At 41.6% G+C, this 26,755-nt stretch carries 22 protein-coding genes; 11 read left to right on the forward strand and 11 right to left on the reverse strand.

Going from position 1 to position 26,755, the window contains the following annotated elements:
- The first annotated feature begins 100 nt into the window (after nucleotides 1-100).
- Nucleotides 101-739, forward strand: coding sequence for a WD40/YVTN/BNR-like repeat-containing protein (locus GSY63_RS20470; protein WP_166587719.1), 639 nt, complete (start codon nucleotides 101-103; stop codon nucleotides 737-739).
- Nucleotides 740-812: 73 nt separating this feature from the next.
- Here GSY63_RS20470 and GSY63_RS20475 read toward each other — a convergent pair whose 3' ends face one another.
- The 3 genes from GSY63_RS20475 to GSY63_RS20485 form a co-directional block, all read right to left on the reverse strand.
- Entirely contained in the window at nucleotides 813-1,733 is a 921-nt protein-coding gene (locus GSY63_RS20475; protein ID WP_166587720.1) for a helix-turn-helix domain-containing protein, read from the reverse strand.
- A 64-nt stretch (nucleotides 1,734-1,797) separates the two neighbouring features.
- On the reverse strand, nucleotides 1,798-2,643 hold the full coding sequence (locus tag GSY63_RS20480) for an SDR family NAD(P)-dependent oxidoreductase (RefSeq protein WP_166587721.1): 846 nt from the start codon (nucleotides 2,641-2,643) through the stop codon (nucleotides 1,798-1,800).
- A gap of 98 nt (nucleotides 2,644-2,741) precedes the next feature.
- The gene (locus GSY63_RS20485; RefSeq protein ID WP_166587722.1) at nucleotides 2,742-3,599 is read right to left on the reverse strand and encodes a helix-turn-helix domain-containing protein; all 858 of its coding nucleotides are present in this window, start codon (nucleotides 3,597-3,599) and stop codon (nucleotides 2,742-2,744) included.
- 142 nt (nucleotides 3,600-3,741) lie between these two features.
- On the opposite strand from GSY63_RS20485, the gene GSY63_RS20490 reads away from it, so the two are divergent.
- Complete coding sequence (locus GSY63_RS20490) at nucleotides 3,742-4,704, forward strand: phytanoyl-CoA dioxygenase family protein (protein WP_166587723.1); 963 nt, start codon at nucleotides 3,742-3,744, stop codon at nucleotides 4,702-4,704.
- Nucleotides 4,705-4,846: 142 nt separating this feature from the next.
- On the opposite strand, the gene GSY63_RS20495 is transcribed toward GSY63_RS20490, so the two are convergent.
- From GSY63_RS20495 to GSY63_RS20510, 4 genes are all read right to left on the reverse strand, one after another.
- Nucleotides 4,847-7,447: an MGH1-like glycoside hydrolase domain-containing protein gene (locus GSY63_RS20495; protein WP_166587724.1), complete on the reverse strand. Its 2,601-nt coding sequence runs from the start codon at nucleotides 7,445-7,447 to the stop codon at nucleotides 4,847-4,849.
- Nucleotides 7,448-7,865: 418 nt separating this feature from the next.
- Nucleotides 7,866-8,435, reverse strand: a complete 570-nt coding sequence (locus GSY63_RS20500) for a dihydrofolate reductase family protein (RefSeq protein WP_166587725.1) — start codon at nucleotides 8,433-8,435, stop codon at nucleotides 7,866-7,868.
- 131 nt (nucleotides 8,436-8,566) lie between these two features.
- Nucleotides 8,567-8,938, reverse strand: a complete 372-nt coding sequence (locus GSY63_RS20505) for a VOC family protein (RefSeq protein ID WP_166587726.1) — start codon at nucleotides 8,936-8,938, stop codon at nucleotides 8,567-8,569.
- Between the two features lie 300 nt (nucleotides 8,939-9,238).
- Nucleotides 9,239-10,195, reverse strand: a complete 957-nt coding sequence (locus tag GSY63_RS20510) for an ion channel (protein ID WP_166587727.1) — start codon at nucleotides 10,193-10,195, stop codon at nucleotides 9,239-9,241.
- Between the two features lie 223 nt (nucleotides 10,196-10,418).
- Between GSY63_RS20510 and trpD the strand changes: the two genes are divergently transcribed.
- The 4 genes from trpD (at nucleotide 10,419) to trpA (ending at nucleotide 14,094) form a co-directional block, all read left to right on the forward strand.
- Nucleotides 10,419-11,411 (forward strand): anthranilate phosphoribosyltransferase, encoded by a 993-nt coding sequence (gene trpD / locus GSY63_RS20515; RefSeq protein WP_166587728.1) that lies wholly within the window; start codon nucleotides 10,419-10,421, stop codon nucleotides 11,409-11,411.
- Nucleotides 11,412-12,041 (forward strand): phosphoribosylanthranilate isomerase, encoded by a 630-nt coding sequence (locus GSY63_RS20520; protein WP_166587729.1) that lies wholly within the window; start codon nucleotides 11,412-11,414, stop codon nucleotides 12,039-12,041.
- The gene (gene trpB, locus GSY63_RS20525) at nucleotides 12,038-13,219 is read left to right on the forward strand and encodes a tryptophan synthase subunit beta (protein ID WP_166587730.1); all 1,182 of its coding nucleotides are present in this window, start codon (nucleotides 12,038-12,040) and stop codon (nucleotides 13,217-13,219) included. Before GSY63_RS20520 ends, trpB begins: the two co-directional genes overlap by 4 nt.
- Before the next feature lie 101 nt (nucleotides 13,220-13,320).
- Complete coding sequence (trpA, locus tag GSY63_RS20530) at nucleotides 13,321-14,094, forward strand: tryptophan synthase subunit alpha (RefSeq protein ID WP_166587731.1); 774 nt, start codon at nucleotides 13,321-13,323, stop codon at nucleotides 14,092-14,094.
- 478 nt (nucleotides 14,095-14,572) lie between these two features.
- Here the strand turns inward: trpA and GSY63_RS20535 are convergent, their stop codons facing one another.
- Nucleotides 14,573-15,193 carry an L-threonylcarbamoyladenylate synthase gene (locus GSY63_RS20535; protein ID WP_166587732.1) on the reverse strand — a complete coding sequence of 207 codons (621 nt, stop codon included), beginning with the start codon at nucleotides 15,191-15,193 and terminating at the stop codon, nucleotides 14,573-14,575.
- A 157-nt stretch (nucleotides 15,194-15,350) separates the two neighbouring features.
- Between GSY63_RS20535 and GSY63_RS20540 the strand changes: the two genes are divergently transcribed.
- A complete protein-coding gene (locus GSY63_RS20540) occupies nucleotides 15,351-16,550 on the forward strand; it encodes a PAS domain S-box protein (protein WP_166587733.1) in 1,200 nt (399 codons plus the stop codon).
- Nucleotides 16,551-16,603: 53 nt separating this feature from the next.
- Here the strand turns inward: GSY63_RS20540 and GSY63_RS20545 are convergent, their stop codons facing one another.
- Complete coding sequence (locus GSY63_RS20545; RefSeq protein ID WP_166587734.1) at nucleotides 16,604-17,137, reverse strand: YceI family protein; 534 nt, start codon at nucleotides 17,135-17,137, stop codon at nucleotides 16,604-16,606.
- Between the two features lie 1,356 nt (nucleotides 17,138-18,493).
- Nucleotides 18,494-19,687 carry an ADP-forming succinate--CoA ligase subunit beta gene (gene sucC, locus GSY63_RS20550; protein ID WP_166587735.1) on the reverse strand — a complete coding sequence of 398 codons (1,194 nt, stop codon included), beginning with the start codon at nucleotides 19,685-19,687 and terminating at the stop codon, nucleotides 18,494-18,496.
- A 123-nt stretch (nucleotides 19,688-19,810) separates the two neighbouring features.
- Between sucC and GSY63_RS20555 the strand changes: the two genes are divergently transcribed.
- The 4 genes from GSY63_RS20555 to GSY63_RS20570 all read left to right on the forward strand — a co-directional run bounded on the left by GSY63_RS20555 (nucleotide 19,811) and on the right by GSY63_RS20570 (nucleotide 22,990).
- Complete coding sequence (locus tag GSY63_RS20555; protein ID WP_166587736.1) at nucleotides 19,811-20,467, forward strand: ABC transporter ATP-binding protein; 657 nt, start codon at nucleotides 19,811-19,813, stop codon at nucleotides 20,465-20,467.
- A 6-nt stretch (nucleotides 20,468-20,473) separates the two neighbouring features.
- Complete coding sequence (locus tag GSY63_RS20560; protein WP_166587737.1) at nucleotides 20,474-20,782, forward strand: ATP-grasp domain-containing protein; 309 nt, start codon at nucleotides 20,474-20,476, stop codon at nucleotides 20,780-20,782.
- On the forward strand, nucleotides 20,772-21,395 hold the full coding sequence (locus GSY63_RS20565; RefSeq protein ID WP_166587738.1) for an HAD family hydrolase: 624 nt from the start codon (nucleotides 20,772-20,774) through the stop codon (nucleotides 21,393-21,395). The genes GSY63_RS20560 and GSY63_RS20565 overlap by 11 nt, the downstream gene beginning before the upstream one ends.
- 89 nt (nucleotides 21,396-21,484) lie before the next feature.
- Nucleotides 21,485-22,990 (forward strand): S41 family peptidase, encoded by a 1,506-nt coding sequence (locus GSY63_RS20570; RefSeq protein WP_166587739.1) that lies wholly within the window; start codon nucleotides 21,485-21,487, stop codon nucleotides 22,988-22,990.
- Nucleotides 22,991-23,042: 52 nt separating this feature from the next.
- Here GSY63_RS20570 and smc read toward each other — a convergent pair whose 3' ends face one another.
- Nucleotides 23,043-26,582, reverse strand: coding sequence for a chromosome segregation protein SMC (gene smc, locus GSY63_RS20575; RefSeq protein WP_166587740.1), 3,540 nt, complete (start codon nucleotides 26,580-26,582; stop codon nucleotides 23,043-23,045).
- Between the last annotated feature and the right edge of the window lie 173 nt (nucleotides 26,583-26,755).

Raw genomic sequence — 26,755 nt, forward strand, 5'->3', positions numbered from 1 at the left:
TACAAAGTTTACAATTTTATTTACATTCCAAACTACCCGTGCCCAAAAACATCAAAGTAATTTTGCTGAATAAAATTTATAGGATATGAAAAATAAAAAAATGAAAAAAATCCTTGTGTTTGTTCCTGGCATGCTACTGGTATTATTTCTACTAAATTCTTTTGTGCTCAGAGAAAGGCAAGAAGTTCTCAAATCTACCGATGGCGGACAGACATGGGAGGACGGTAGCCTAGACCTGGCCGAAATTAAGAAGCCGGTAACTATAGTGCAATCAGGTGGGGTTTTGATTGCTACAGGTTCAAAGGGCATCAGGCGTTCGACAGATAATGGCGAACACTGGCAATGGGTAATAAGCGAGGGTGGCGTAGGTATAGCTGTTGAACGGATAGAAGGTGGATTTGCTGCTATATCTTACAACGCAGAAACCAAATCCAGAAGGATACGCATTTCATTGGATAAAGGAAAAACCTGGCAAGCTATTGATGAAGGCCTTCAGACTTCTCCATTTATTTCGTCGATTAAACAGATGGGCAAATACTTTATATGTGGTGATACAGATGGAATATTCCGGTCATCCGACATGGGTAAAACGTGGATGAAAGTTCATCCCGGCGTTGATAAAAACGACTTTGTATTTATACCAATATTAAACAAGCCTGTTAATAAACCTAAAAATGTATTTAGAATATATGCTTCCGGTGATGTATTGTATGCTGTGGCGGGTAGTGCAGGATGCTGAAGTTACTATTTTATAGAAATAGGTTCGTTGGAACATCGGATTTTGTTGTTTAAGAGATAGTGCCGTTCCTGTTTTAATTAAAAGACTGCCTGAATTCCAGTGGCGACAAATTGGTTTTAGTCTTAAACAACTTACTGAATGATTGCGAGTGTTCGAAGCCCAGAGCATAGGCTACTTCGCTAACTGATAGGTTGGTGGTTGATAGTTTCTCCTTCGCCTTTTCAATTAACTTATCGTGGATGTGCTGCTGTGCATTTTGCCCGGTGAGCGAGCGCAGCATATCGCTTAAGTAGCTGGGGGTTAGGTTTAAGTGGTCGGCAAGGTAGGCCACGGTAGGTATTCCCTGGCTTAAAGATATTTCATTGTTAAAATAATCGTCCAGCAAAACTTCCAGTTTTTGCAACAGATCGTTACTCACTGCTTTGCGGGTGATAAACTGGCGTTTATAAAAGCGATTGGCGTAGTTGAGCAATAGTTCGATTTGGGCAATTACAACATCCTGGCTAAAATCGTCTATCCGGCTATCCAGTTCGGTTTGAATCATTTTAAAAATGGACATCATGGTTGCCTTTTCATCCTCCGAGAGATGCAAGGTTTCATTAGCCGAATAAGAGAAAAAGCCGTACTGCTTAATGGTTTTGGCCAAAGGATAACCCAAAAAGAAGTCGGGGTGAATGAGTAATGCAAATTCTGAGCATACAGCGCCGCCATTTTCATTACTGCCAATCACCTGGCCGGGGGAGGCGAAGAGTAAACCACCTTCATCAAAATCATAATAGCCCTGACCATATTTTAGTTTTCCGCTAAGTTTGGGCTTGTAAGATATTTTGTAGAAGCTTAGCACATGGTTAGCAGGTAGCCCCTCAGCAACAGCCTGATCGCTAATGCCGTGCATAACGCTTATTAAAGGATGTTTAGGCAACGGCAATCCGAAAACACGGAATGCATCCGACAGCGAGTCGAACTTTAGCGGTGCGGCGATTTCTTTCTTCATCTTCAAAATTAATACAATGATAACCGGCAATAGGTTTACTACCGGTCATCATCTGATCATCATTTTACTTTTCTTCGCCCTGCGCCGAGCTGGAAACAGCGTTCCATTCTTCCCACGAGGCCATCCGCTCCGCATAGGCTGCGCGTGTCCATTCCAGGTTATGACTACCTAAATTAAAACGCAACGGCGGGTTCTCCGAATCTACCATTTGAAACAACGCCTGTGGTGTCGCATTGGGGTCCCCGCGTTTCATAGATCTTAAACTATCAAAAAATTGGTTTTTGTAGTCGGTATAGATGTCCATGCCTTCCGCAAATTTCAAAGACTCAGGGCTACCAAACTCTGTGGCATAAGCACCTGGCTCTATAATGGTTACCTTAATTCCGAAAGGCTTAATCTCTGCCGCCAGGCTTTCGTGAATTGCCTCGAATGCCCATTTTGAAGATGCATAGTACCCAATTACCGGAAGCGTTACGTGCCCAAGGTTGCTGGACGTACCCATTATGTGGCCGTAACCTTGTTGACGGAGAAGCGGCAAAGCAGCTTGTATAACAGCCAAAGCGCCGAAAATATTGGTGTCGTACATGGCTTTAACATCTTCTGCGCTCGACTCTTCAATAGTACCCACAAGCGAATAGCCAGCGTTGTTAAGCACAATATCAAGCTTGCCAAAATGATCGAATGCTTGTTGTACTGATGTTTTTACTTGTTCGGTGTTGGTTACATCGAGTTCGAGCGTTAAAACGTTATCGCCGTATTTTTCGCCGAGCTCGGCAATGCTGGCCAGATTGCGGGCGGTGGCTGCTACTTTATCGCCGCGCTCAAGCGCAGCCTCGGTCCAAACGCGGCCGAAACCTCTGGATGCGCCTGTAATGAACCATACTTTATTAGAATTGCTTTGTTGTGTCATCGTCTGATAATTAAATTTGATATAACAAAGGTCGGCGAACGATGGCGCCAACTTGTAGCCTAAATGAGGGCTTTTGTAGCCGAAACGAGGGTGGGCGGTTAAGCCGGGTTATTTCTTTTCAAAAATGCCTTCTTAAACTCCAAAGGTCCCTGACCGGTTGACTGCTTAAACAATTTGTTAAAATACGATAGGCTTTGAAAGCCAACGCTGTAGCAAGTTTCAGATACGGTATTGTCCTGCAACAAAAGGGTTTTGGCCTGATTTATCCGATATTGATTAACAAAGTCGGTAAAAGTCATGGCGGTTTGGCGTTTAAAATACCTGCAAAATGCTGCGGTGCTTAAACCCACCTTATCGGCAATGGCATTAACATCAGCCGTTTCGTGATAATGTTGGTGAATATAGTTATAGATGTTGCCCATCCGCAGTTTATCATTAAGATAGAGTTTTACGCTGGTATCTTCCTGGTTCAATTGTTCAAACTCATGGCTTTGCGATAGGAGTTGAAAAACCTCCATTAAGCTAAGCAGGCGTTTAAACCCATCTAATTTCGGTATCTGTTTTAACATTTCGGCGGCCTTAGCTTTAGTCTCTCCGCTAAATGAAATACCATAAGTAGCCCGCTTGAAAAGTTGCTGTATGCCGGTAAATTCGGCTATGGGCTCAGATTGATCTTTAAAGAAATGCTCCTTTACCTGCACCACAATCTGGTGATAGTCGGTCATTAACCCATAATCGAAATTAAGATGGGGGATGTTGGGGCCTATCAGTACCAAATCGCTTTCCATAAAACTGGAAATATGCTGCCCCACATGGCGTATTCCTGCTAAGCCTTCAATGTAAATTAATTCGTACTCCGGGTGGTAATGCCAGTAAAAATAGTTTCGCAAACTTGGCGAAAATATCCGGAACGAGTGCCCAGGTTCAATCACGACATCTTCTTTCTGAATTTTCATTTTGTGCTTTTAAAATACCAATATACTAATGATAAAATAACTAAGTGGTCAATGCAGAGCAAAAAATGATCATTTGAGAAATATGTAACCCTCTTTTGTCCCGCTACTTTTGTTTCTATAAATAGTTGTAAACAGATATAATATGGAAACAGCAACCATGGCAACCGGCGTAAATACCGGGCACAAAGAAATTCCGGGCAACCCCTCAACAGCAACCAGCAGCAGGCTTAAGTTAAGCGACCGCAGCAATGGGCAACCGCTTAAAGTGCTATCAGAAGATGATTGGAAGTTTTGGATAGAGAATGGCTACGTAATAATTAAAAACGCCGTTCCGCGCGAGCATGCATTGAAAACCGCAGCTTTCCTTTGGGAATTTGAAGGCAAGAATCCAAACGATCCTGACACCTGGTATACCTCGCCCTTGTCGGAAATGAAGATGAAAGAATTGACCAACACTGGTATGGTAGAGGTATACAATAATCAACTATTATGGGATAATCGCCAGAATCAGCGGGTACATGACGCCTTTGCCGATATTTGGGGAACCGAAAAGCTATGGGTTACTATTGACCGTGCAAATCTTAATTTTCCGATTCGACCGGGCTTCGAATACAAAGGTTTTATCCATTGGGATTATGACCCTGAAACCAAACCACAAAACGTACAGGGCGTATTGGCTCTTGCCGATCAAACCGACGAGAATATGGGTGGATTTCAATGTATCCCGGAATTGTTTCGTACCTATGATACCTGGAAATTGACGCAGCCCGACGACAGGGACCATTTTAAACCAGATACAACCGGTTTTACACCAACCAAAGTAAAAATGGAGGCAGGAGATCTGCTTATTTTCAACAGCTCCCAACCGCATGGTATACGGGCGAACAACAGCGTTGACAAAGTAAGGATAGCCCAATATATATCTATGATGCCTGCTGATGAGGACAACGAAGACATGCGCCAATGGAGGATAACCTCGTGGAAAGAACGTCGTTCGCCCGAGGGTTACGCTTTCCCCGGAGACCCATTGCAAAGAGAACAAAAGTATCCAGTTGCGGAGCTTTCACTGTTGGGGAAAAAGATATTGGGATTGGAGAAATGGTAGGTGTCGGACTCTCGAAAGTTGTCATTTCGAAAGAGGTACGACTGAGAAATCTTCTGCAACCCACAGATTTCTGCCATTGGTTATCATAACGCAGAAGATTTCTCCTATCGTCGAAACGACAATTTTTTTAATAAATTTATAACTACTCATCCATCTCTAACAACAAATTAGCCAGCAAGGCAGTCCAACCGGTTTGGTGCGATGCGCCGAGCCCCTGGCCGGTATCGCCGTGGAAGAATTCGTAAAACAGATGATGTTCCTTAAAGTGCTCGGTCGACCATTGGGCGTGTTCGGCAGTATGGTACTGATACGCCCCCTTGTCGTTTCTTTCAAACATTTTCAACAGCCTTTTGGTGAGCTCGTTGGCAATTTGTTTAAGCGTTAGCTTTTTGCCAGATCCTACCGGGAATTCGTGGGTGTAAGAGTCGCCGTAGTATTCGTGGTATTTTCGCAACGAATTAATGATCAGGTAATTTATAGGCAACCAAATAGGGCCCCGCCAGTTAGAGTTGCCGCCAAACATAGCGCTCGAACTTTCTCCGGGCTCGTACTGGATGCGATATTCTGTACCCTGATAGCCAAATACAAAAGGCTTATCTTCATAGCATTTTGATAGGGATCGGATGCCATAATCTGATAAAAACTCGTCTTCATCCAGCAAGCGTTTCAGCAGATGGTCGAGGCGGTCGCCAACCATAATGGCAAATAAATAATTGCCATCCTTATTCTTGTGTTCTATGTCCGAAATAACTCGTGTCAGGTCCGGTCGGGTAAGCCGGATACTTTCCAATCGGCTGTTAAATTCGCGCAGTTTCGCAAAGATGTCGGCAGGCATTATTTCAATTGCCAATAACGGGATAATGCCCACCAATGAGCGGATCTTTAACCGCTGGGTGGTGCCATTCTCAAACTGAATGGCATCGTAATAAAAGCCATCCTCATCATCCCATAAAGAGATATCGCTTTTACCAATGCGCTGCATGGCCCAGCCAATGTTTAAAAAGTGACGGAAAAACTTGGCGGCCGATTCTTCGTAAGCGGTATTATGTTGCGCCAGTTCTAACGAAATCCGCAGCATATTAATAGAGTACATCGCCATCCAGCTGGTAGCGTCGGCTTGCTGCAACTTTTTGATACCTTGGGGCATTTGATTACGGTCGAAAACGCCAATGTTATCCAGGCCAAGAAATCCGCCCTCAAAAATATCGGTGCCGTTGGCATCCTTTTGATTTACCCACCAGGTAAAGTTCATCAATAGTTTTTGGAAAGCCCGTTCCAGAAAGTCCCAATCAGCAACCCCGGTTTTCTTTCGGTCGGCTTCAAAAACATACCAAACGCTCCAGGCATGTACGGGTGGGTTTACATCACTAAAATTCCACTCGTAGGCCGGGATCTGCCCATTAGGATGCATATAGTATTCGCGTAGCACCACCAATAATTGTTGTTTGGCAAACTCCTGATCTATATGGATAAACGATGCCGCATGGAAGGCCAGGTCCCAGGCTGCAAACCAGGGGTATTCCCACTTGTCGGGCATCGAAATTATGTTGCGGCAGGTGAGGTGCTGCCAATCAAAGTTGCGTTTAAAATTGCGGTTAGGGGCTTCTTCGTGTGGTTCGCCAAAAAGCCATTTAAATACGTCGAAATAATAAAATTGCTTCGTCCATAATAATCCGCCTAAGGAACTTCTCAGTAATTGTTGCCGATCTTTAGATAAATTTTCGGGCGTTAGTTTGTCGTAATAGTCATTAGTTTCTGCCTTACGGTTCGCAAATACACTATCAAAATCTTCCCAGGGGTCTTCTAACTCTACTCTGCTTAACCTTATTTTAAATGTTTGAGAACTGCCCGCTGCTATATCTGCTTTTAGCCATATGGCGGCTTTGGTGCCATTTTTTTCGGGATTGATGGTTTTTTGATTGTTTACCACGTAGTTGTTGATACCATCCTTTACAAAAGGTGTATCATTTGGCTTATGGAAGATTCGCTGGCTATTGGTTTCATTTTCGCAAAAAAGTTGTTCGCCATCTTCGTGGTAAAAATGAAAGCTTCCATTTCGAGACGAACTGGTGTGGATACAGTTGTCGGAGATTGACATCATCTCGGGTTTGGTGAACCGAAGGTTATGCCTCCAGAAGTTACGGAACCACACATGCGGAAGTACATGTATTGTAGCCTCTTCGGGCCCGCGGTTGTAAACCGTAATTTTCATTAAAATATCCTTGATCCCCGCCTTTGCATACTCTATATAGCAATCAAAATAGCGGTTGTCTTTAAATATATTGGTATCCAGCAGCTCAAATTCGGGGCTTAGCCTGTCGCGTTTATTCTTTTGCAGCAGATCCATATACGGATACGCCTCCTGCGGATATTTGTATAGAAATTTGCAATACGAATGCGTGGGAGATGAGTCGAGATGAAAATAAAGTTCCTTTACATCTTCGCCGTGGTTACCCTCGCCATTGGTTAAACCGTAAAGCCTTTCTTTTATTATGGGGTCTTTGCCGTTCCAAAAAGCAGGGGCAAGGCATAAAACCTGTTCAGTATCGCAAAACCCACCGATGCCTTCTTCGCCCCAACGGTATGCGTAGCTGCGGGCCAGGTCGTGGTTAATAAAACTCCAGGCATTTCCGTTCTGGCTGTAGTCTTCCCGTACCGTTCCCCACTGACGTTCAGAAAGATAAGGGCCCCACCATTTCCAGTTTTTTCCTTTATATGAATCTGAAAGCCTGTTTTCTTCCATAAAATTGTTAGTAAATAATTACGTAATTGCAAGAAGAGGCGATTTTTTAGAGACATCTTCTGAATTATTTACAAAAGATAGAAAAGATCTAAACTAAATTGAGAATTTTATTTAAATAGTTTGAATTTGTTGCAAAATTCATGTTTTGTTAATCAGAATGTTGATTTAAATATTTAAATAGATGATTTTGAGCGGTGTTTTCGTCACGTGGTCCGATAATTCGCAAAATTGGAGATCGAGGGAGAGGAATTTGTTTGACTTTATAAAGATTTGTTGGGAAATATTTCCGTAACGATGAGGTTGCTTTATGAGCAGTGGTGATTTTCTTCTTCGGTAGACAAAGTCTACCAACATTTTAGTCCGAAGTTAGAAACTTCGGACAGCGAGATGATTTAAAAAGAGGGATTCGACTTCTGACTTATGCCGGCAGATATTTGATAAGCAGTTTTCCACTTTTATAAGCGGTCGAACTCTCCAATTTTAAAACTGTTTTATCTTTAAAAATGGAGAGCCCCTTGCCGATTGCCACTGGCGCCTGGAAAATATAATATTCGTCTACAAGATTCTGACTAACCAACGAACTTACAAACTCGGCACCGCCATACACCATAATGTCCTTGCCCGGTTGTTTTTTTAGTTCTTGTACTACGGTAGCCAAATCGCCATTTTCCACTTTTAGGTTTCTACCTTTAATATCAGTTTCGGTACGGCTGAATACGATTTTGTGCAGGTTAACCATAAGCTTTGCCAAGGGATATTCTTTGCTGTCGGGCTTGTTGTCTACTACGTTTTCCCAATAATCTACAAACTCGCGGGTCATTTTGCGGCCCATCAAAATGGTATCGCAACTGTCGGCAAGTTCAATTACTTTTAGGAAACTAGAGTCATCCGGTTCGCCGGTATTAATCCACATCCAATCTAATTCACCGTTAGGCCCTGCTACAAAGCCATCAAGGCTCATCTGTACTTGTAATTTTAATTTTCTCATACAAATTGGTTTAAGGTGCTGTTACGCGCCATAACAAATATCTGTACATGGTTGATAAACCGATGGGTACAATCACGACAAAACAGGAGGTGGTTTGCGTCAAAAAATTAAGACGTGGCTTTATACCTGTATTATTCTTCCCACAGCTCAATGCTATTACCTTCCGGATCGAGGATATGCACAAACTTGCCGTAATCATAGGTGGCGATTTCATCTAAAACGGTTACCCCATCCTTTTTTAGCTGTTCAACCAAAGCCTCTATATTTTCGACGCGGTAATTGATCATGAAGTCTTTTTTCGATGGTTCGAAATACTTGGTGTCTTTGGCAAAAGGGCTCCATACGGTGCTGGCCTCTTTGTCGGGTTCGTCGAAGCTGCGCCACTTAAACATGGTACCGTACTGCTCAACCGGCAGGCCGAGGTTTTTTGCATACCATTCGTTCATTTTTTTTGGGTCGTCGCATTTAAAGAAGATGCCACCAAGTCCGGTTACTTTTTTCATAAAGGGGTGATTTAAATTAAATACAATTTCAAAAAAAGTTTCAGCATATTCAACGCTTGCTCTAATAAATTTTAGAAAGATTCCGCTGGAGGTGTTTTGACAGCATTGAATATAAGCATCAATGGAACTTTTTACCGATAATCCTACTTATAAGTCATAAAAGTGGTGCAAAATATTGTAAAGTAATTTGTTATATAGTTTATGTAAATTGTTTATTATTAAATTATTAAGCTGAATTTTTTTAATAAAAATGACTTTTAAATAGGAACATACTGGTGCGTGTGGTGCGCACCACCTGGTTTAGCTAATTTCGGGTAGGTCCGCCTGTTCAAAATCGCTGATCTTGCCGAGGTGCAGGTGTACTAAGCCGGCTTCATCATGGAAAAATGCAGGGGTAAATTTGGCTCCCCAAACAATCTCGTCATACTGATAAGAGGTACGCGAATGTACCGTTTGTGAAAAGGTATCGTCAAAGGCCTGCACTAAAATATTAAAGGTGGCCATCGAGTTTTTCATGTCTTCAGGCGTAATGTTATAAAGCGGGCTGTCTTCGGTAAGGGGGTGTACTACGGTCCAACTAAGGGTAAGGATGCTTACCTTGCTGCGTTCCAGCGGCAAGGTGTAAAACCTGCGGATTGTTTTGCCATCCACTACTTCATTAAAAGAGAAGGTCATTTCGATAGCAAGGTCAAGCAATACATTAAGCCGCATATTGGCCAGCCTGAACATCAGCCCGCGACCGCCGGTAAGGGCGTAGGGCGCAATAAGCATGTTATCGCTAAACACAAATTTAGCCGATGGACGCGAAAAACGCCCGTATAATAAACCCGTTGCCATGGCAAACGCCAACAACCCAATCATAGATTCGAATGCCGCTACCCAATTTGCTATAACGCCGGCAGGGCTGATATGTCCGTAACCAACTGTAGATAATGTTTGTGCCGAAAAAAAAAATGCGTTAAGAAAAGGGTTACTTACATTATTATCATTGGTGCCATGCAGGTTTCCGATGCCTATTGAGAGGTAAATGGAAGCAAAAAATACGTTAACCACAATGTACGCTACCAAAACTGTAAGCCAAAAAGCCGGCCAGCGCATGGTAATAAGCCGGTGGTAAGTATTGGTGGTACTAAAAAAGGGAATACCAAGGCGTTTTACATTGATGCTGCCGTTACGGTTGATGATACGCTGCCTAACGGCCTGGTTACCAAAACCAAGGTCGTCTTCGGGGTTTACAGCTTGTTTTTTGATGGCCATAACAGGGGTGATGGAGCAATGTAAATAAAGTTTGGTAAAATTATTGTTCTTGTTTGTTTTTAGCGAAAACAATATTCATATTTGTCGCACAACAAAACGAATAATGAAAAATTTAAACATGAATTGGTGGTGGCTTAACGAGAGATCGTAAGGCAATCCCGTTTGTGTATATTTTATAAGATATTTCAAAGGTTGCCTAAATGGCAACCTTTTTTTTTGCATCATGAAAGCAATATTAAATCATCTTTTCGAGCACAAAACCTTTAGTCGCGAACAGTCTAAAGAGATACTCACCAACATTGCGCAGGGTAAATACAACAACTCGCAAATGGCGGCATTTATGACGGCCTACTGCATGCGTAGCATTACCGTCGACGAGCTGGAAGGTTTCCGTGATGCTATGTTAGATCTTTGTCTACCCATCCACTTGGAAGCTGATGATCTAATAGATCTTTGCGGTACCGGAGGCGACGGAAAGGATACTTTCAATATTTCGACCCTTGCGTCATTTGTGGTGGCCGGTGCAGGATATCATGTGGCTAAGCATGGTAACTATGGGGTGTCCTCAGGTTGCGGTTCATCGAATGTGATGGAGCATTTGGGATATACTTTTACTAATAACACAGATGAAATTAAAAGAAGTATGGATAGGGCCAATATCTGTTTCCTGCATGCCCCGCTGTTTCATCCGGCTATGAAGACTGTGGCGCCCATCCGTCGCGAATTGGGTGTTAAAACCTTCTTTAATATGCTTGGGCCATTGGTTAATCCGGCTAAACCTAAAAACCAACTGGCAGGGGTATACAATTTAGAATTAGCGAGATTATATGCTTACTTGTACCAAAAATCGGATGTTAAATATACCATCGTAAACGCCTTGGATGGTTATGACGAAGTTTCACTTACTGGCGATTTCAAAACGTTTTCGGCCGATGGTGAAAAGATCAATAATATCGAGAGCCTCGGTTTCGAGAAGCTAAACCCATTGGATATAGCTGGGGGGCATACAGTGGCAGATTCGGCAGATGTGTTTACAACCGTGCTTAATGCCGAAGGCAGCAGCGCCCAGCATAATGTTGTATTGTGTAATGCCGCGTTGGCTATTCGAACTATTAACCCTGATAAATCATTTTCCGATTGTTTTTATGAGGCTGAGGAATCTTTATTGGCTAAAAAGGCGTTAACAAGTTTCAAAAATCTGATAAACGCCAACTAAATGAAAATTAAGGTCTGCGGATTAAAAGCGCCGGAAAACATTAAAGCAGTAGCCGAACTGCAGCCAGATTATATGGGCTTTATAAGTTACGGACTTTCGCCACGTTTCATCGGCGATTTGAAAGCCAGTGTGCTGAATGATTTATCCGATTCGATAAAAAAGACCGGAGTATTTGTGAATGAATCGCTTGAACATATTGGTTCGCTGATCAGGGAATATGGTTTTGATGCCGTACAGCTACATGGTTACGAAAATCCTGAGTTTTGCGAGGCATTAAAGGGCAGAGCCACAATTTTAAAGGCTTTCGGTATTGACGAAGAATTCGACTTTGAACAATTGAAACCGTACGTTGGGCACGTCGACTACTTTTTGTTCGATACCAAAACCGATAAACACGGGGGCTCTGGTAAAACCTTTAATTGGGGCATTTTGGATAACTACAACCTGGAGATACCGTTTTTTCTAAGTGGCGGGCTGAGCCCCGACAATATAGAACAGGTAATTTTCATAAAACATCCACAATTTTATGGTGTCGATCTCAACAGCAGGTTTGAAACTGCACCAGGCATAAAAGATATAGAGAAGCTGAAACAGGCTTTTGATTTACTAAGACAAACTGCTATAAAATGAAATATACAGTAAATGAACAAGGCTATTACGGCGATTTCGGTGGTGCATATATCCCCGAAATGTTGTATCCTAATATTGAAGAATTAAGGCAACAATACCTCAGCATTATAAACGATACGGCGTTTAAAGCGGAGTTTGATGCTTTGCTGAAAGATTATGTAGGTCGCCCATCTCCATTGTACCTGGCAAAACGTTTGTCTGAAAAATACGGTGCCAACATTTACCTCAAGCGTGAAGACCTGAACCATACCGGTTCGCATAAGATCAATAATGCTATTGGGCAGATATTGCTTGCACAGCGCCTGGGCAAAAAGCGCATTATTGCCGAAACGGGAGCAGGACAGCATGGTGTTGCCACCGCCACTGTATGTGCCCTTAAAGGCATTGAATGTGTGGTTTACATGGGCGAGATAGACATGGAGCGCCAGGCGCCGAATGTAGCTCGTATGAAAATGCTCGGTGCTAAGGTTGTGCCTGCTACATCAGGCAGCAAAACGCTTAAGGACGCTACTAACGAAGCCATGCGCGATTGGATTAATAACCCTGTCGATACCCACTATATTATCGGCTCTGTAGTTGGCCCATATCCATATCCCGAAATGGTGGCTAAGTTTCAGTCGATCATTTCGTTAGAAACCAAAAAACAATTGTTAGAACAAACGGGTAAAGAATTACCTGATTATGCGCTAGCGTGCGTTGGTGGTGGCAGCAATGCCATGGGTATGTTCTACCATTTTCTGGATGACGAAAGCGTTAAACTAGTTGCTGTAGAGGCGGCTGGTAAAGGTGTAGATAGCGGTCATTCGGCTGCAACATCTGTGCTGGGTCGCGAAGGTGTGCTGCACGGTAGCCGCACTATTTTGATGCAAACAGATGATGGACAAGTTGTAGAACCTTATTCCATTTCGGCGGGGCTGGATTATCCTGGTATCGGTCCACAACATGCACACCTGCATAAAGTTAAACGTGCGGAGTATGTAAGTATTACCGATGATGAGGCGCTAAATGCTGGGTTATTATTATCACAGTTGGAGGGCATTATTCCAGCCATCGAATCTGCTCACGCTTTTGCCTACCTAGAAAAAATGACTTTTAAACCTACTGATAATGTGGTGATATGCCTGTCTGGTAGGGGCGATAAAGATTTAGATACTTATATAAAGCACTTTGGATATTAGATAGCCTAGGGTTGATGGTTCATAGATCCTGGTGAACATTCGCTAAGGATCGAGGGCCATCAACAATGATTTTCCTTACTATGAACCGTGAATTAACAACCATGAACCGTCTCAATCAACTTTTCAATACAAAAAATAAGAATTTGCTATCTGTGTACTTTACGGCTGGTTATCCGGAACTGAACAGCACCGTTTCAATTGCCGAAGCTTTGGAAAAGGCCGGTGTAGATTTTCTTGAAATAGGTTTTCCGTACTCAGATCCGGTTGCTGACGGGCCTACTATTCAGCATAGCTCACAAGTGGCTTTGGATAATGGCATGAATCTTAACCTGCTATTCGAGCAACTTGCCGAACTACGCTCAAAAGTTAGTATACCCGTTTTATTAATGGGTTATGTTAACCCAATGGTACAATACGGTGTTGAACGTTTTTGTCAAAAGGCTGCCGAGGTAGGCGTGGACGGTGTTATTGTACCCGACCTGCCAATGTATGAGTACGAAATGCTTTATAAAGATGTATTTGCCAAACATGGTATAAGCAATATCTTTCTGGTAACTCCACAGACTTCGGAAGATCGCATCCGGAAGATTGACGGCCTGAGCAATAGTTTTGTTTACCTGCTTTCCTCGGCTTCAATAACCGGCAAGGCATTACAATTGAATAACGAGGTTGATACCTATTTCGGCCGTATAAAAGCTATGCAACTTAAAAATCCAACCGTTGTGGGTTTTGGTATTGGTGATAACGCCGCCTTCACCAAGGCTTGTGAATACAATAACGGTGCTATTGTGGGGAGTGCTTTTGTAAAGTATTTAGGTTCGAGGAAAGATTACCTTGAGGGTATTAATGATTTTGTTAAGGGGTTAAGAGGGTAGCGTAATAACTATAATTCGATAGGAAGTGCTATATAGCTTACGGAAACCGAAGGTCTTTTATTCTTTACTTTTTTCACAAATTCATTAACACTTACTAAACCATAGCGAGGGAAGAAAGTTAGATAATATTCTTCACCACTATCTTTAAATATTATTTTCCATGTAGAGCGCCAAAACGCAATTGTGTACACAAGCTTTATTTCTATAATGTATTCTAAGTTAATTACGGTCTCTGTATTCTTATTGATTATGTAAAGAAAATTATCATCATAGAAGCATGTCCTATTTTTCTTGTACAGACTATAGAAGGTATTTCCTATAAAGATAAATACAATAGCAACCAAAAATGTGGGAATAAACGACCAGGTAATTCCCCAAATTAAAACAACAATAGTGGTTACTAGGTATAATAACACCTTGTCAGTTTTTAGACTATTTGATAAGCGTACCTTCTCCAATATTAAAGCATTACTATATCTTACAAGTACATCTCTAAATCCCCTTTGCCTTCCCTTAATACTTCAAAGTCGCCGGACGTACAGTCAACTACGGTTGAAGCAATGTTACCCCCGTAACCGCCGTCAATCACCAGGTCCACAAGGTCCTCATATTTTTCGTGTATTAGTTCAGGATCGGTTGAGTATTCGATAATGTCGTCCTCGTCGTGGATAGAAGTAGAGAGGATAGGATTGCCCAGCACACGCACAATTTCTCGCGCAATATCATTATCAGGCACACGTATACCTACCGTTTTTTTGTTGCTGCTTAACAACTTCGGTACATTGTGACTGGCGTTAAAAATAAAAGTAAACGGCCCGGGCAATGCTTTCTTTAATACCCTAAAACAAGTATTGTCTATCGGTTTGGTATAATCTGATATATTGCTCAAGTCATAACAAATGAAAGAAAAATTGGCTTTTTCCGGTTTAATGTTACGGATTCTACATATTTTTTCAATAGCTCTGTGATTGGTAATATCACAACCTAACCCATAAACGGTATCCGTAGGGTAAATAACCACACCGCCCTTGCGTAATACGTCAGCAACTTGTTCAATTGCTTTAGGGTTAGGGTTTTCGGGGTAAATTTTGATTAGCATATTGTATAAGCAAACCTAACTATTAATTAGTTTTTTGAAACTGATTAGAATGAATAAATTTTTATTGTGCAAACATTCTAATTTAACAATGGATTAATATATAGTTATATTGTATTGTCATTATAAACCATTTTAAGTAAAAATTAAATCAGGCTCAATGAAGTTGGGAGCGCTCCGTATCTGCATTATTTACATATTGCTTAGTTTTCTGTGGATTACACTGAGCGATAAGGCGCTCTTTTTATTGCGAGATCAGTTTACACCAGCTAATTTTTTGTTAGTTAGCAGTGCTAAGGGACTTTTTTTCGTGCTCATTACCGGCTTTTTATTTTATAAGCTGATCAAAATAGATGAAGTAAGACTGAAAGAAAGTGAAAAAAAATATAGAACGATGTACGAGGGCAACCCATTGCCGATGTGGATTTATGACGCACAAACATTAAAAATTACTTCTGTTAATTCTGCTGCAATTAAAAGTTATGGCTACTCTGAGGCGGAATTTCTGCAAAGGACAGCAATGGATATTCGACCCAAAGAAGATATTCCCAAGTTGTTGGAAGAGATCAATAATTTATCTACTGACGCTGTTAGAGCGTCAGACTGGACACATATCAAAGCCGATGGTTCGTCATTTCACGTCAATATTCATTCACAAAAAATTGTTATCGATCAGAAGCCATATATTATGGTTATTGCGCGTGACATTACCGAAAAGGTTGCATTTGAAGAGCGCCTAAAGACGCTCAACCAAAAGTTGCTGGATGAGAAAGCCCGATTGATTGATACGCAATTGCTGGCCAAATTGGGAGGTTGGGTGTTGTACCTCGAGGATATGCGATTAGAATGGTCGGACGAGGTGTACCAAATCACAGATCATACACCTCAACCGGGTGAGAGCCTCTTTGACGTTTATCTTGCCCACATTTATCTCGAAGATCGCCCGGCTATGATAGCTGCGTTAGAAGCGTTGGTAAAGAATGGTAAGCGTTTCGACGTTACCCACCGTATCAGATTACATGATGGGCAAACGCGGTATATCCATCATATAGCCCGGTTAGAATATGAAGATGGTAAGCCTTATAGGGTAGTGGGTTCACTACAAGATATTACAGAATATAAAGAGAAGGAAATTAGGATAGAACAGCAGAATAAGGTGCTCCAGGAAATAGCATGGTTAAACTCCCACGAAATAAGGGGGCCGGTTGCCTCAATTTTGGGTTTATTTAATATTTACAAAGAAGCCCACAGTGCCGAAGAGCGGGAGAAGATCATTGAGATGATCAGCACTTATACCGAAAACCTTGATGTGATAGTACATAACATTGCCGAAAGGTTGAATAAAGAAATTAGCGAATAAATAAAAAAGGCCAGCTATTTGTAGCTGGCCTTTTTTGTAATTAAGAAATATAATTAAGCTTTTGCAAACTGCGCGTTGATGATCAACTTAATGTCTTCGCCAACAACGATAGCACCAGCTTCGGTTATACCTTCCCAGGTTAAACCAAACTCTTTACGGTTAATTTTACCGGTAATTTCGAAACCTGCTTTAGTGTTACCATAAAAGTCGGTTGCAGTACCACCAAACTCAACGTTTAATTTTACAGATTTGGTTACATCTTTAATAGTCAAATCGCCGGTTAATTCGTAATCGCTATCATCAACCTTTTTTAAAGAAGTTGATTTGAAAGAGATTTTAGGATATTTCTCAGCATCAAAGAAATCAGGGCCGGTTAAGTGCTGGTCACGAGCTTCCTGAGTGGTGTCAATACTAGCTACTTCTAAAGAGAAGTCAATTTTTGAATCCTGGAAATCGTCGCTTTCAGTTAAAACTTCGCCTTCAAATGATTTGAAGAAACCAGTTACAGTTGAAATTACAAGGTGTTTAACTTTAAACTGAACCTCTGAGTGCATTGGGTCTAAAACCCATTTTGTTTCTGTTGCCATGGTATATGATTGTTTTATTGAATCAAAGATATAAATATATGTTTAAACATGTATTTATAATATACTAAGTTTACACTAGGTAGACAAATGCCTGATTATGAGTGCAGCTATAGCACAATAGTAACTTATTAATGTATGTTTTGTTGCCTTGCGGTGTTAAATAATTGCAAAGAATTTAGAATCCATGTTTTCAGGAATTACTAATTATAGGACTTAATGCTTTAGGGAGAGAGAATGTGGATGTCTTGAGCCTGATTATGATTCAGAGTGCTTAGTAGGGAAGTATACTGGTAGGATTTGCCTGGTGGATGCCTTGAAGGATTAATGATGCTATGTTGCTTCGATATTCTTGTCCCGATATTGAGCGGTATCGGGAGATCGTTGTGTGATAGGGTGATCTTATAATTAAGATTTCAGTTAGTTGCTAACTCTTGAAGCGATAATCTTTGCGATTAAAATTAGGGGAGCTGCTTGAGTAATTATTCCGGCGATTACGATTGTAGTATTCATGACATTAGATTTTATGGTTGAATATTTGGTAAGTTATCTGCTTAGTCGTTTGAAGCAACGATTCTGGCTATAGAGATTAAGGCTGCTGATGTGATAATACCTGCGATTACGATTGTAGCGATCATGATTTTAGTTTTTATAATTTAAATAAATGATTATCGGTATGATTAGTTATTAACTCTTGAAGCAATGATTTTAGCGATTAAAACTAAAGGAGCTGCTTGAGCGATGATTCCGGCGATAACGATTGTAGTATTCATGGTTTCTGTTGTTTTATGATATATAGAGTGGTTGAAAATTGAAAAGGTTTAATGCTTAGCCATTGAATTTGTTAGCGATGGTTTTTACTACTAAGAATAAAGGAGCTGCCTGAGCGATGATACCTGCGATGATGATTGAGTTGTTCATGGTTTTTATGTTTTAAAGTTTTTAATTATCGTTTGATGTATAGGTTAAGGCAAAAGGTATACCGATGTGAAGAAATTTATGAAAAGTGCCTCTAATGATATTAAAAGCCACTTTTGATAAGGGGTGGAATAATTCCCCAAAAGATAAAGTGGGGAAAAAGATGTGGAAATGGGGAATTTGTTGCGTTTCGCAAAGATGTTTAAACCTTTGGAACAGGGGCTAATTCACAACCGTCACGCTGAACTTGGTTCAGGACCCCACGTGTTAAGCCTGCATTATGGAAGTCGCCGACGTATCCTGTGGGGTGCTGAAACAAGTTCAGCATGACGAAGCGGAGAGGAAATATATAAAACCAAAAGAGGGACGCTCATTGCGTCCCTCTTTCAATATTTAAAACCGAGTCAACTTAATTAACCCAGTACTCAATCAACTAAATGATTAAAGTGCTAAAACTTCTTTAACTCTATCTGCAGCTTCTTTTAACAGAATAGCAGAGTAAACTTTTAAACCAGAGTTATCAATTAAAGCTTTACCTTCTTCGGCATTGGTACCCTGTAAACGTACAATGATCGGAACCGGAATATTACCAATTTCGTTGTAAGCATCAATAACACCTTGTGCAACGCGGTCGCAACGTACAATACCACCAAAGATGTTGATCAGGATAGCTTTTACGTTTGGATCTTGCAAAATGATGTTAAAACCAGCTTTAACGGTTTGTGCATTAGCAGTTCCACCAACGTCTAAGAAGTTAGCAGGCTCGCCACCGGCAATTTTAATAATGTCCATAGTGGCCATTGCTAAACCAGCACCGTTAACCATACAACCAACGTTACCATCAAGCTTAACATAGTTAAGGTTTGATTTGCTTGCTTCAACCTCAGTTGGATCTTCTTCTGCAGTGTCGCGCATATCAGCATAGTCTTTATGACGATACAATGCGTTGTCATCAATATTAACTTTAGCATCAACTGCTAAAATTTTATTGTCAGATGTTTTTAATACCGGGTTAATCTCAAACTGAGAAGAATCGGTAGCATCGTAAGCTTTATATAAAGCGGTGATAAATTTCACCATTTCTTTAAAGGCATCGCCGCTTACACCTAAGTTAAAGGCAATTTTACGAGCCTGGAAGCCTTGTAAGCCAACTTTAGGATCTATCTCTTCTTTGAAAATTAATTCTGGAGTGCTGTGTGCAACTTCTTCAATGTCCATACCACCCTCGGTAGAGTACATAATAATGTTGCGGCCTTTAGCACGGTCAAGCAATACGCTGATATAAAATTCTTTGGTTTCGCTTTCGCCCGGGTAGTAAACATCCTGTGCAATTAAAACCTTGCTCACTAATTTACCTTCGGGACCAGTTTGTGGGGTTACCAGTTGCATACCAAGTATGTTACCAGCTTTTTCCCTAACGTCGTCCAGGTTCTTGGCCACTTTAACGCCACCGCCTTTACCGCGGCCGCCGGCATGTATCTGGGCTTTAACTACCACCCAGTCTGAACCGAAATCTTCTTTCATTTTTTTAGCCGCCTCAACAGCCTGGTCAACGGTATCGGCAACTATGCCTTCTTGTACCCTGACACCAAAACTTTTTAAAATGGCTTTGCCCTGATATTCGTGAATGTTCATGTCTACTGTTAGAATTTGCGGTAAATCTACAATTTCATCCCTACTTATGAAACCTTAATTTATTTTATCCATTAATTATTACAGTTGGTACAATTTGGACGGTAAAATTCTATTTTTGCCCTAATGCTTAAAGCGCTAAACATTCATAAAAAATTTGGTAACCTGCATATACTAAAAGGTGTAAACCTCGAAGTGAAGCAGGGCGAAATTGTTGCCATTGTAGGTGCATCAGGAGCCGGAAAAAGTTCTCTGCTAAACATCTTGGGCACTTTAGATAAAACTGATAGCGGTAATGTGATCATTGGCAACACAGATACCAGTACTTTAAGCAGTAAGCAACTCAGCGCTTTTCGTAACCATAAAATTGGTTTTATCTTCCAGTTTCATCATTTGTTGGTTGAATTTACTGCGCTGGAAAACGTGTGTATCCCGGCTTATATAGCAGGTACATCAAAGCCTGCGGCTGAGAAGAGGGCTATCGAATTGTTAAACAAGTTGGGTTTAGGCGAACGCCTGCACCACAAGCCGGCCCAGCTGTCAGGTGGCGAGCAACAACGCGTGGCAGTGGCAAGGGCTTTAATAAATAGCCCCGCGCTGATATTTGCCGACGAACCTTCGGGCAATCTAGATTCGGCCAATGCACGTGAGCTTCATGAGCTTTTTTTACAACTGCGCGACGAGTTTAATCAAACCTTTGTTATTGTAACCCATAATGAAGAACTGGCCGATCTGTCGGACCGTAAGGTTGTAATGCGGGATGGTTTAATTGTACAGGAATAATATAAAGTGAGCATATTAATAACAGCTGCATCTGCAGCAAAGGCATATCAGATTAAAGGAACCATGGGGGCTGCCGATGTTATTTTGGGCGATTATGAAGCATTACCCGAGGTAATGGTGAACGCCGGCAAAATGATCAGGTTGCCCAATCCTAAAAATGCAGCCTATATACACGAGATGCTAGCACTGTGCCTTGATAAAAATATTACCGAGCTTTACCCGTTACGTAATATTGAAATGGATTTGTTGAAAGAAGCACAACTATTGTTCGACGAATATGGTATAAACATCAATTACATTGCAGATGGTTTATAATGATATAGATTCCACTAAAAAGGCATTTGTTTTTGAACTGGACAACGTGCTGTATCCTGAGAAAGATTATCTGTACCAGGTTTACTATTTGTTTGCCAGCTTTTTAGAGTACACGGAAATGTTGGATCCCAAGGCTATGGTGAGTCTTATGACCAGTACTTACGAAGAGGAAGGTCACGATGCCGTGTTTGATGCTTTACAAAGGCAGTTTAACGTAGACGCCAAGTATGCACAAAATTTTCAGCACCTGATGGCTAATGCTAAGTTGCCCCTTAAACTGCTGTTGTATCAACAAATGCTGGACTTGCTGCAGGAGATTGTTGTCGACCGCAAAAAACTGTTTATTGTAACCAACGGTAACCCCGAACAGCAATTAAATAAAATAAGGCAAACCGAGTGGCACGGTTTAGAGCAATACCTCATTTGTTATTTTGCCAATGAATACACACCCAAACCCGAGCCAGACACTATACACACCCTGATAAAGGAACATGGCTTGCAGCTGCGCGATCTGGTTATGATCGGCGATAGTAAAAACGACGAATTTTGCGCCGAAGCGAGCGGAATTGATTATATTGAAGTTGGAAACTTTATTAGTGTTCCCCTTAAATAGCTCACTGCACGTTATGTTATACAAGTAGAAATATTTTATTTGTATTAAACTATTTTTCAGATTGTTGCGTATGAGTATATATAAATTTTATGAAGAAGCTATTATTAATCGCTCTGCTAGGATTAGTTGTTTTTGCCGAAAGTTGTAAAAAGGATAAGACAACAGATACCCCAACTCCAACTACCGGATCTACTTATGATCTCGTTCGCGACTCTGTATTTCTTTATGCCAAAGAGGCTTATTATTGGTATGATGCTCTGCCGACCTATAGTGTCTTTAATCCCAGAAGCTTTACCGGCACGGATGATTTGGCTGGGCTTACCAAAGAAGTAAATGCCATTTCTCAATATAAAATAAACCCTGCCACAGGAAAGCCTTACGAAGCTGTTTTAAATAGCGATGGAACCGTTAGTGGTTCGGCCAAATACTCTTTTATAGATGAAGGCGAAACATCAACCCGGCTAAGCGCCGTTACCGGCGATTTTGGTTTTGTACCTATATATTATAACACTGCAGATAACCTGGTGGTTAAATATGTCAACATCGGTTCTCCGGCAGATAAAGCGGGAATAAAGCGCGGGTATAAAATCACTAAGATCAACGGTAATACCTCATTTGCCTATGATAATGGTGGCACTAACACCCAGTTTGTTGTTAACGCCTACAGTAACAGCAGCAGTATTACAATGACGCTGCAAAGGCCGGATGCAACCACATTCGACGTGAGTTTAACTGCAGCCGTTTATACTGTAAATCCTATAATTACCAGCAAGGTGGTTGATCTAGGCAATGGTAAAAAAGTGGGTTATATCGTTTTTAACAGCTTTGTAGCTGCCTCAAATGCCGATCCGTTGCTCGACGCGGTATTCGCCACATTTAAATCAAATAATATTACCGACCTGATTGTCGATTTGCGTTATGATGGTGGAGGTTATGTAGAAACTTCTGAATATCTTGCCAATTTGATAGCACCTGCCTCGGCATCTGGTAAACTAATGTACAATACATACTACAATACAACTTTAGCTAACGGCAAAGGCACATTACCGCAAATAAAAGGCTATGATTTTTCGGTAAAAGGTAATGCTGTTAATTTTGGCGCTAGCCATCCGTTAAATTTAACCCGCGTATTCTTCTTGGTTTCTGGTTCAACGGCGTCAGCAAGTGAGCTTACCATTAATAACTTGCGCCCTTATATGAATGTTCAATTAGTTGGCCGCACTACTTATGGTAAACCGGTTGGTTTCTTCGCCATTAAGATCAATAAGTATAGTCTATATATTCCCGAGTTTGAAACCAAGAATGGAAGCGACCAGGGAGGATATTACACAGGTATGGTTCCCGCGTCAACAGATTACCCTGGATTTGTTACTTACGACGACCTTTCTAAAGATTTCGGTGATGTTACGGAAAATATGCTTGCCGTTACTTTAGGCTACATTAAAAACGGCACCTATAAGGCCTCATCAGTATCAATACAAAGTTTAGTGCAAACTAACGCTTTAACTGCTGACCAACAATCAGTTGTTGCAGGGAAATTTGACAACGATACCTTTAAAGGAATGATAGCCAAACCGCTTGTGAAAAAGAAATAACAACAAGACAGGATAAAATAATAAAGCGCTCTGGGAAACCGGGGCGCTTTTTTTAGTCGGCCAGTTCTCGTAAATCAACCGGTACTACACGTGATACGCCCTGTTCAACCATGGTAACGCCATAAATAACATCGGTACTGGCAATAGTACGTTTGTTATGTGATACTACAATAAACTGCGAATCGGCAGAGAACTTACGGATAATATTGTTGAACTTATCAATATTAGTATCATCTAATGGAGCGTCAACCTCATCAAAAATACAGAATGGCGCCGGCTTAAGCAGATAAAGCGAAAATAAGATAGCGGTTGCTGTAAGCGTTTTTTCGCCCCCCGAAAGTTGGTTGATGGACAATGGGCGCTTACCTTTTGGCTTGGCAATAATATCAATATCCGATTCCAGTGGCTGGTTAGGATCAGTGAGGATCAAGTCGCAGGAATCTTCCTCATTAAACAGCGAGCGAAATACCTTAATAAAGTTCTCACGCACCATAATAAAGGCAGCCATAAATTTCTCACGGGCTGTATCGTCAATCTCCTGTATGGTGGCCAGCAATGACGACTTCGCTTCCAGCAAGTCTTTTTTTTGCGCGTTAATAAACTGGTACCGCTCGTCCATTTCGTTATAAGCCTCAATGGCCATCGGGTTAATGGCGCCGAACTCGTCTAACTGTTTCTTTAAACGCTCAGTCTTTTCACGCAATTCCTGTTCCGTTTCATCTGCGGGAGGGGGGCTGTCGAGCAGGTCTTCAATATCAACACTAAACTCTACCGATAAGCGTTCTTTAAGGGCGTTCAGATCCAGTTTAAGATTATTGCGTTTATCTTTAAGTTCGTTCTCAATTACCTCAGCCTGTTCTTTTTTACGGCGAAGGAGGCTGATCTCATTCTCAGTCTCCGTTATTTTCCCACGCGAAGTATAGTACACCTGTTCTGCCTCGGCGGTAGCCTTTTCCATTTCCTCGCGCTGCACATACATGGCAATCAGGTCCTCGTCAGAGTGATCGGTGTCCTTCATGGTTTCCAGCATGGCAACCTTTAGTTTCTCTAATTCAGACGCGTTTTGGGTGATTCGCACCTCCAGACTATCATGTTGGGTTTCGCGATACTCTAAGTCTTTAACTAAGCCTGATACTTTGTTTTGCTGCTGGTGAAAACGTATATTTTCTTGGTTATAAGCTCCAGACTGCACGGTTACATATTCGTTCAGCTCGTTAAAAGCTTGCTGTTTATCTAACAGCAATTCGCTTTGTATCTGTTTTTGGGTTCTAAACTCGGCCAGTTGCGGCTCGGCGGCCAGCATATCAGTTTGTATTGTGGCTATCTTAGCCGCAATATCTTCTTTACGGTTACGGCTGTTTTCAATAAACGACTGATACTGTTCTTGCCGTGTTTTAACAGTTATTAGTTCGGTATTCAAACGATTGAGATCCAACTGCTTCATGCGGATCTCATCAGCACGGGTAGAAGCTTTAAGCGCAGTCAGTTTATTCTGTAAAGCCTCTATGTTCTGATTAGCCTTGTTTACATCGTTCTCGATGCCTTTAATTTCTTTGGCTAAATTCTCGAGATTTTTAGCACGGCCGATACGCTTACCTTCAAATAAACCTACTGAACCACCGGCAACGGTATATTTCGATTTGTTGAACTTACCGCTCTTACCCAATAAAACTATGCCATCAGGTAAATCGCTATTGTTTAAGTCGCTTTCCGATGAATCATCTATCAGGTAGACATTTTTGAGCAGGTGGCTGCACAGGTTTTTATAGCGCGCATCTACCTCAACTACATTTAATGCCGGCACGTAGGCGGCCTGGGGGGCGGGGGCAGGGTGCTCAACAGGCTGATAATTATTGAGAATAAAGAACTGGGCGCGCCCTTTGGCCGAATTACTTAACAAGTTAATAGCGCTAATGGCATCATCATAGCTATCAACCACATAGTAGTTCATCAGTGGCTCCAGGTAATTCTCTATGGCAATGCGATAGTCCTCCTTACAAAATAGTACATCGCTAAACAGCGGAGCGTTTTTAGACCAACCCGCATTTTTCTTTAAAAACCTGATCGACTCCGGAAAGCCTTCCAGGTTGTCGACCATGCTTTTGGTAAGCGTATACTCGTTTTGTTTGGCGTCCAGCTTGCGGCTTTCCTGCCTTACATAATCTTTTACGCGAGTTATCTCACTGTCGGTTTCTTTGATCTGTTCCTGCAGCGTTTCTTCGCCAGTAACTGCCTGATCATACTCGGTTTGCAGGGTCTCGGTGCGGTATTGCAGTTCGGCTACTAATTGATTAAACTGCGACAGTTCAACCTCTTTACCGGCCGCATCCTCCATGTTACGCTGGCTTTCCTGCTCTAAAGCCTGTTGCTGGATACGCAGGATGTCAATATCCTTCTCGGTTTTATAGATCTGGTTTTGAAGCCGATTGTTAATCGCATTCAGCTCATTTAATTCTTCGCGCGATGCAGTTTGATCGGCCCTGAGTTCATCAACGGCTTGTTTCAATTCCGCTACGCGGGTTTGCACCATTTGCAGCGTTTCTTCTTCCTGCGCTTTCTCTTCCGAAAGGCGTTTGATATTGTATAAAACGTGATTCAGTTGGTTGCGATCACGTTCCAACTCTTCGTTCAGGCGACTTTCTTTATCTTTTTGATATTTAAGCTGCTCGTTACGTACTTTCTTTTCGCTCTCGTAAGCGCGAATCTTGCCAATAAAATCATTGGTAGCCTTTTGCTGTACAGAAAGGTTTTTCTCGTTAGTAAGGCTATCCAGTTTTTGCTGCTGAATGCTCGCTTCTAAAGTATCTATCTGGGCAACAATGCCTGTTTTATCTGCTTTTTCTTTTTGTTCTTGCTCTTCAATACGTGATAGCGAATCACTGAAGGAAACAATACGGAACGAAGCCAGCAAAATGCTCAATGTTTTATACTGTTCTTTTAGGCGGTAATAGCGCTCAGCCTTTTTAGCTTGATTCTCGAGCGTTTTGAGGTTCTTCTCAATCTCAAAAAGTAAGTCTTCAACCCGCGATAAATCAGCTTCTGTATCTTTTAACTTGCTGAAAGTCTGTTTTTTGCGAAGCTTGTATTTGGAGATACCAGAGGCTTCTTCGAACAGGTTTCTACGTGAGCCCTCTTTATTGGTAATGATCTCGTCGATCATTTTCAGCTCGATGATAGAGTAGGAGTCGGCACCGATACCGGTATCTAAAAATAAGTCGGTAATATCCTTTAAACGGCACTGCACATCATTGAGGCGGTACTCACTTTCGCCGGTGCGGTAAAGTTTGCGGGTTAACGTGACCTGCGAAAACTCGGTGGGCAGGATGTTCTTAGTATTATCGAAAGTGAGAGAAACCTCTGCAAGATTGGCTGGCTTGCGGCTTTTGCTACCGTTGAAGATGATGTTCTCCATTTTTTCGGAGCGGAGCATGCGTGTACTTTGCTCACCCAATACCCAGCGGATACTGTCAACCACGTTTGATTTACCACAGCCGTTCGGCCCCACAATAGCCGTAATACCCTCATTAAAATTAATGGTGATCTTATCGCCAAAGCTTTTGAATCCTTTAATCTCTAATCGCGTGAGCTGCATTTACGGGTTATAGCCAATCAATAATTAACTTTCAAAGTAATCATAAAAAAGTGGATTTTGAAAGGGAAAGATGGATAAAAAGACATTTGGAAAAAGAAGGGAAGGACGGAATAGGGATTCGCGTTCCCTCCCCGGGAGGGTTAGAGAGGGGTTTCTGCACTAATGCCAAACAT

It is taken from the genome of Mucilaginibacter agri (genome assembly GCF_009928685.1).
Lineage (GTDB): Bacteria > Bacteroidota > Bacteroidia > Sphingobacteriales > Sphingobacteriaceae > Mucilaginibacter > Mucilaginibacter agri.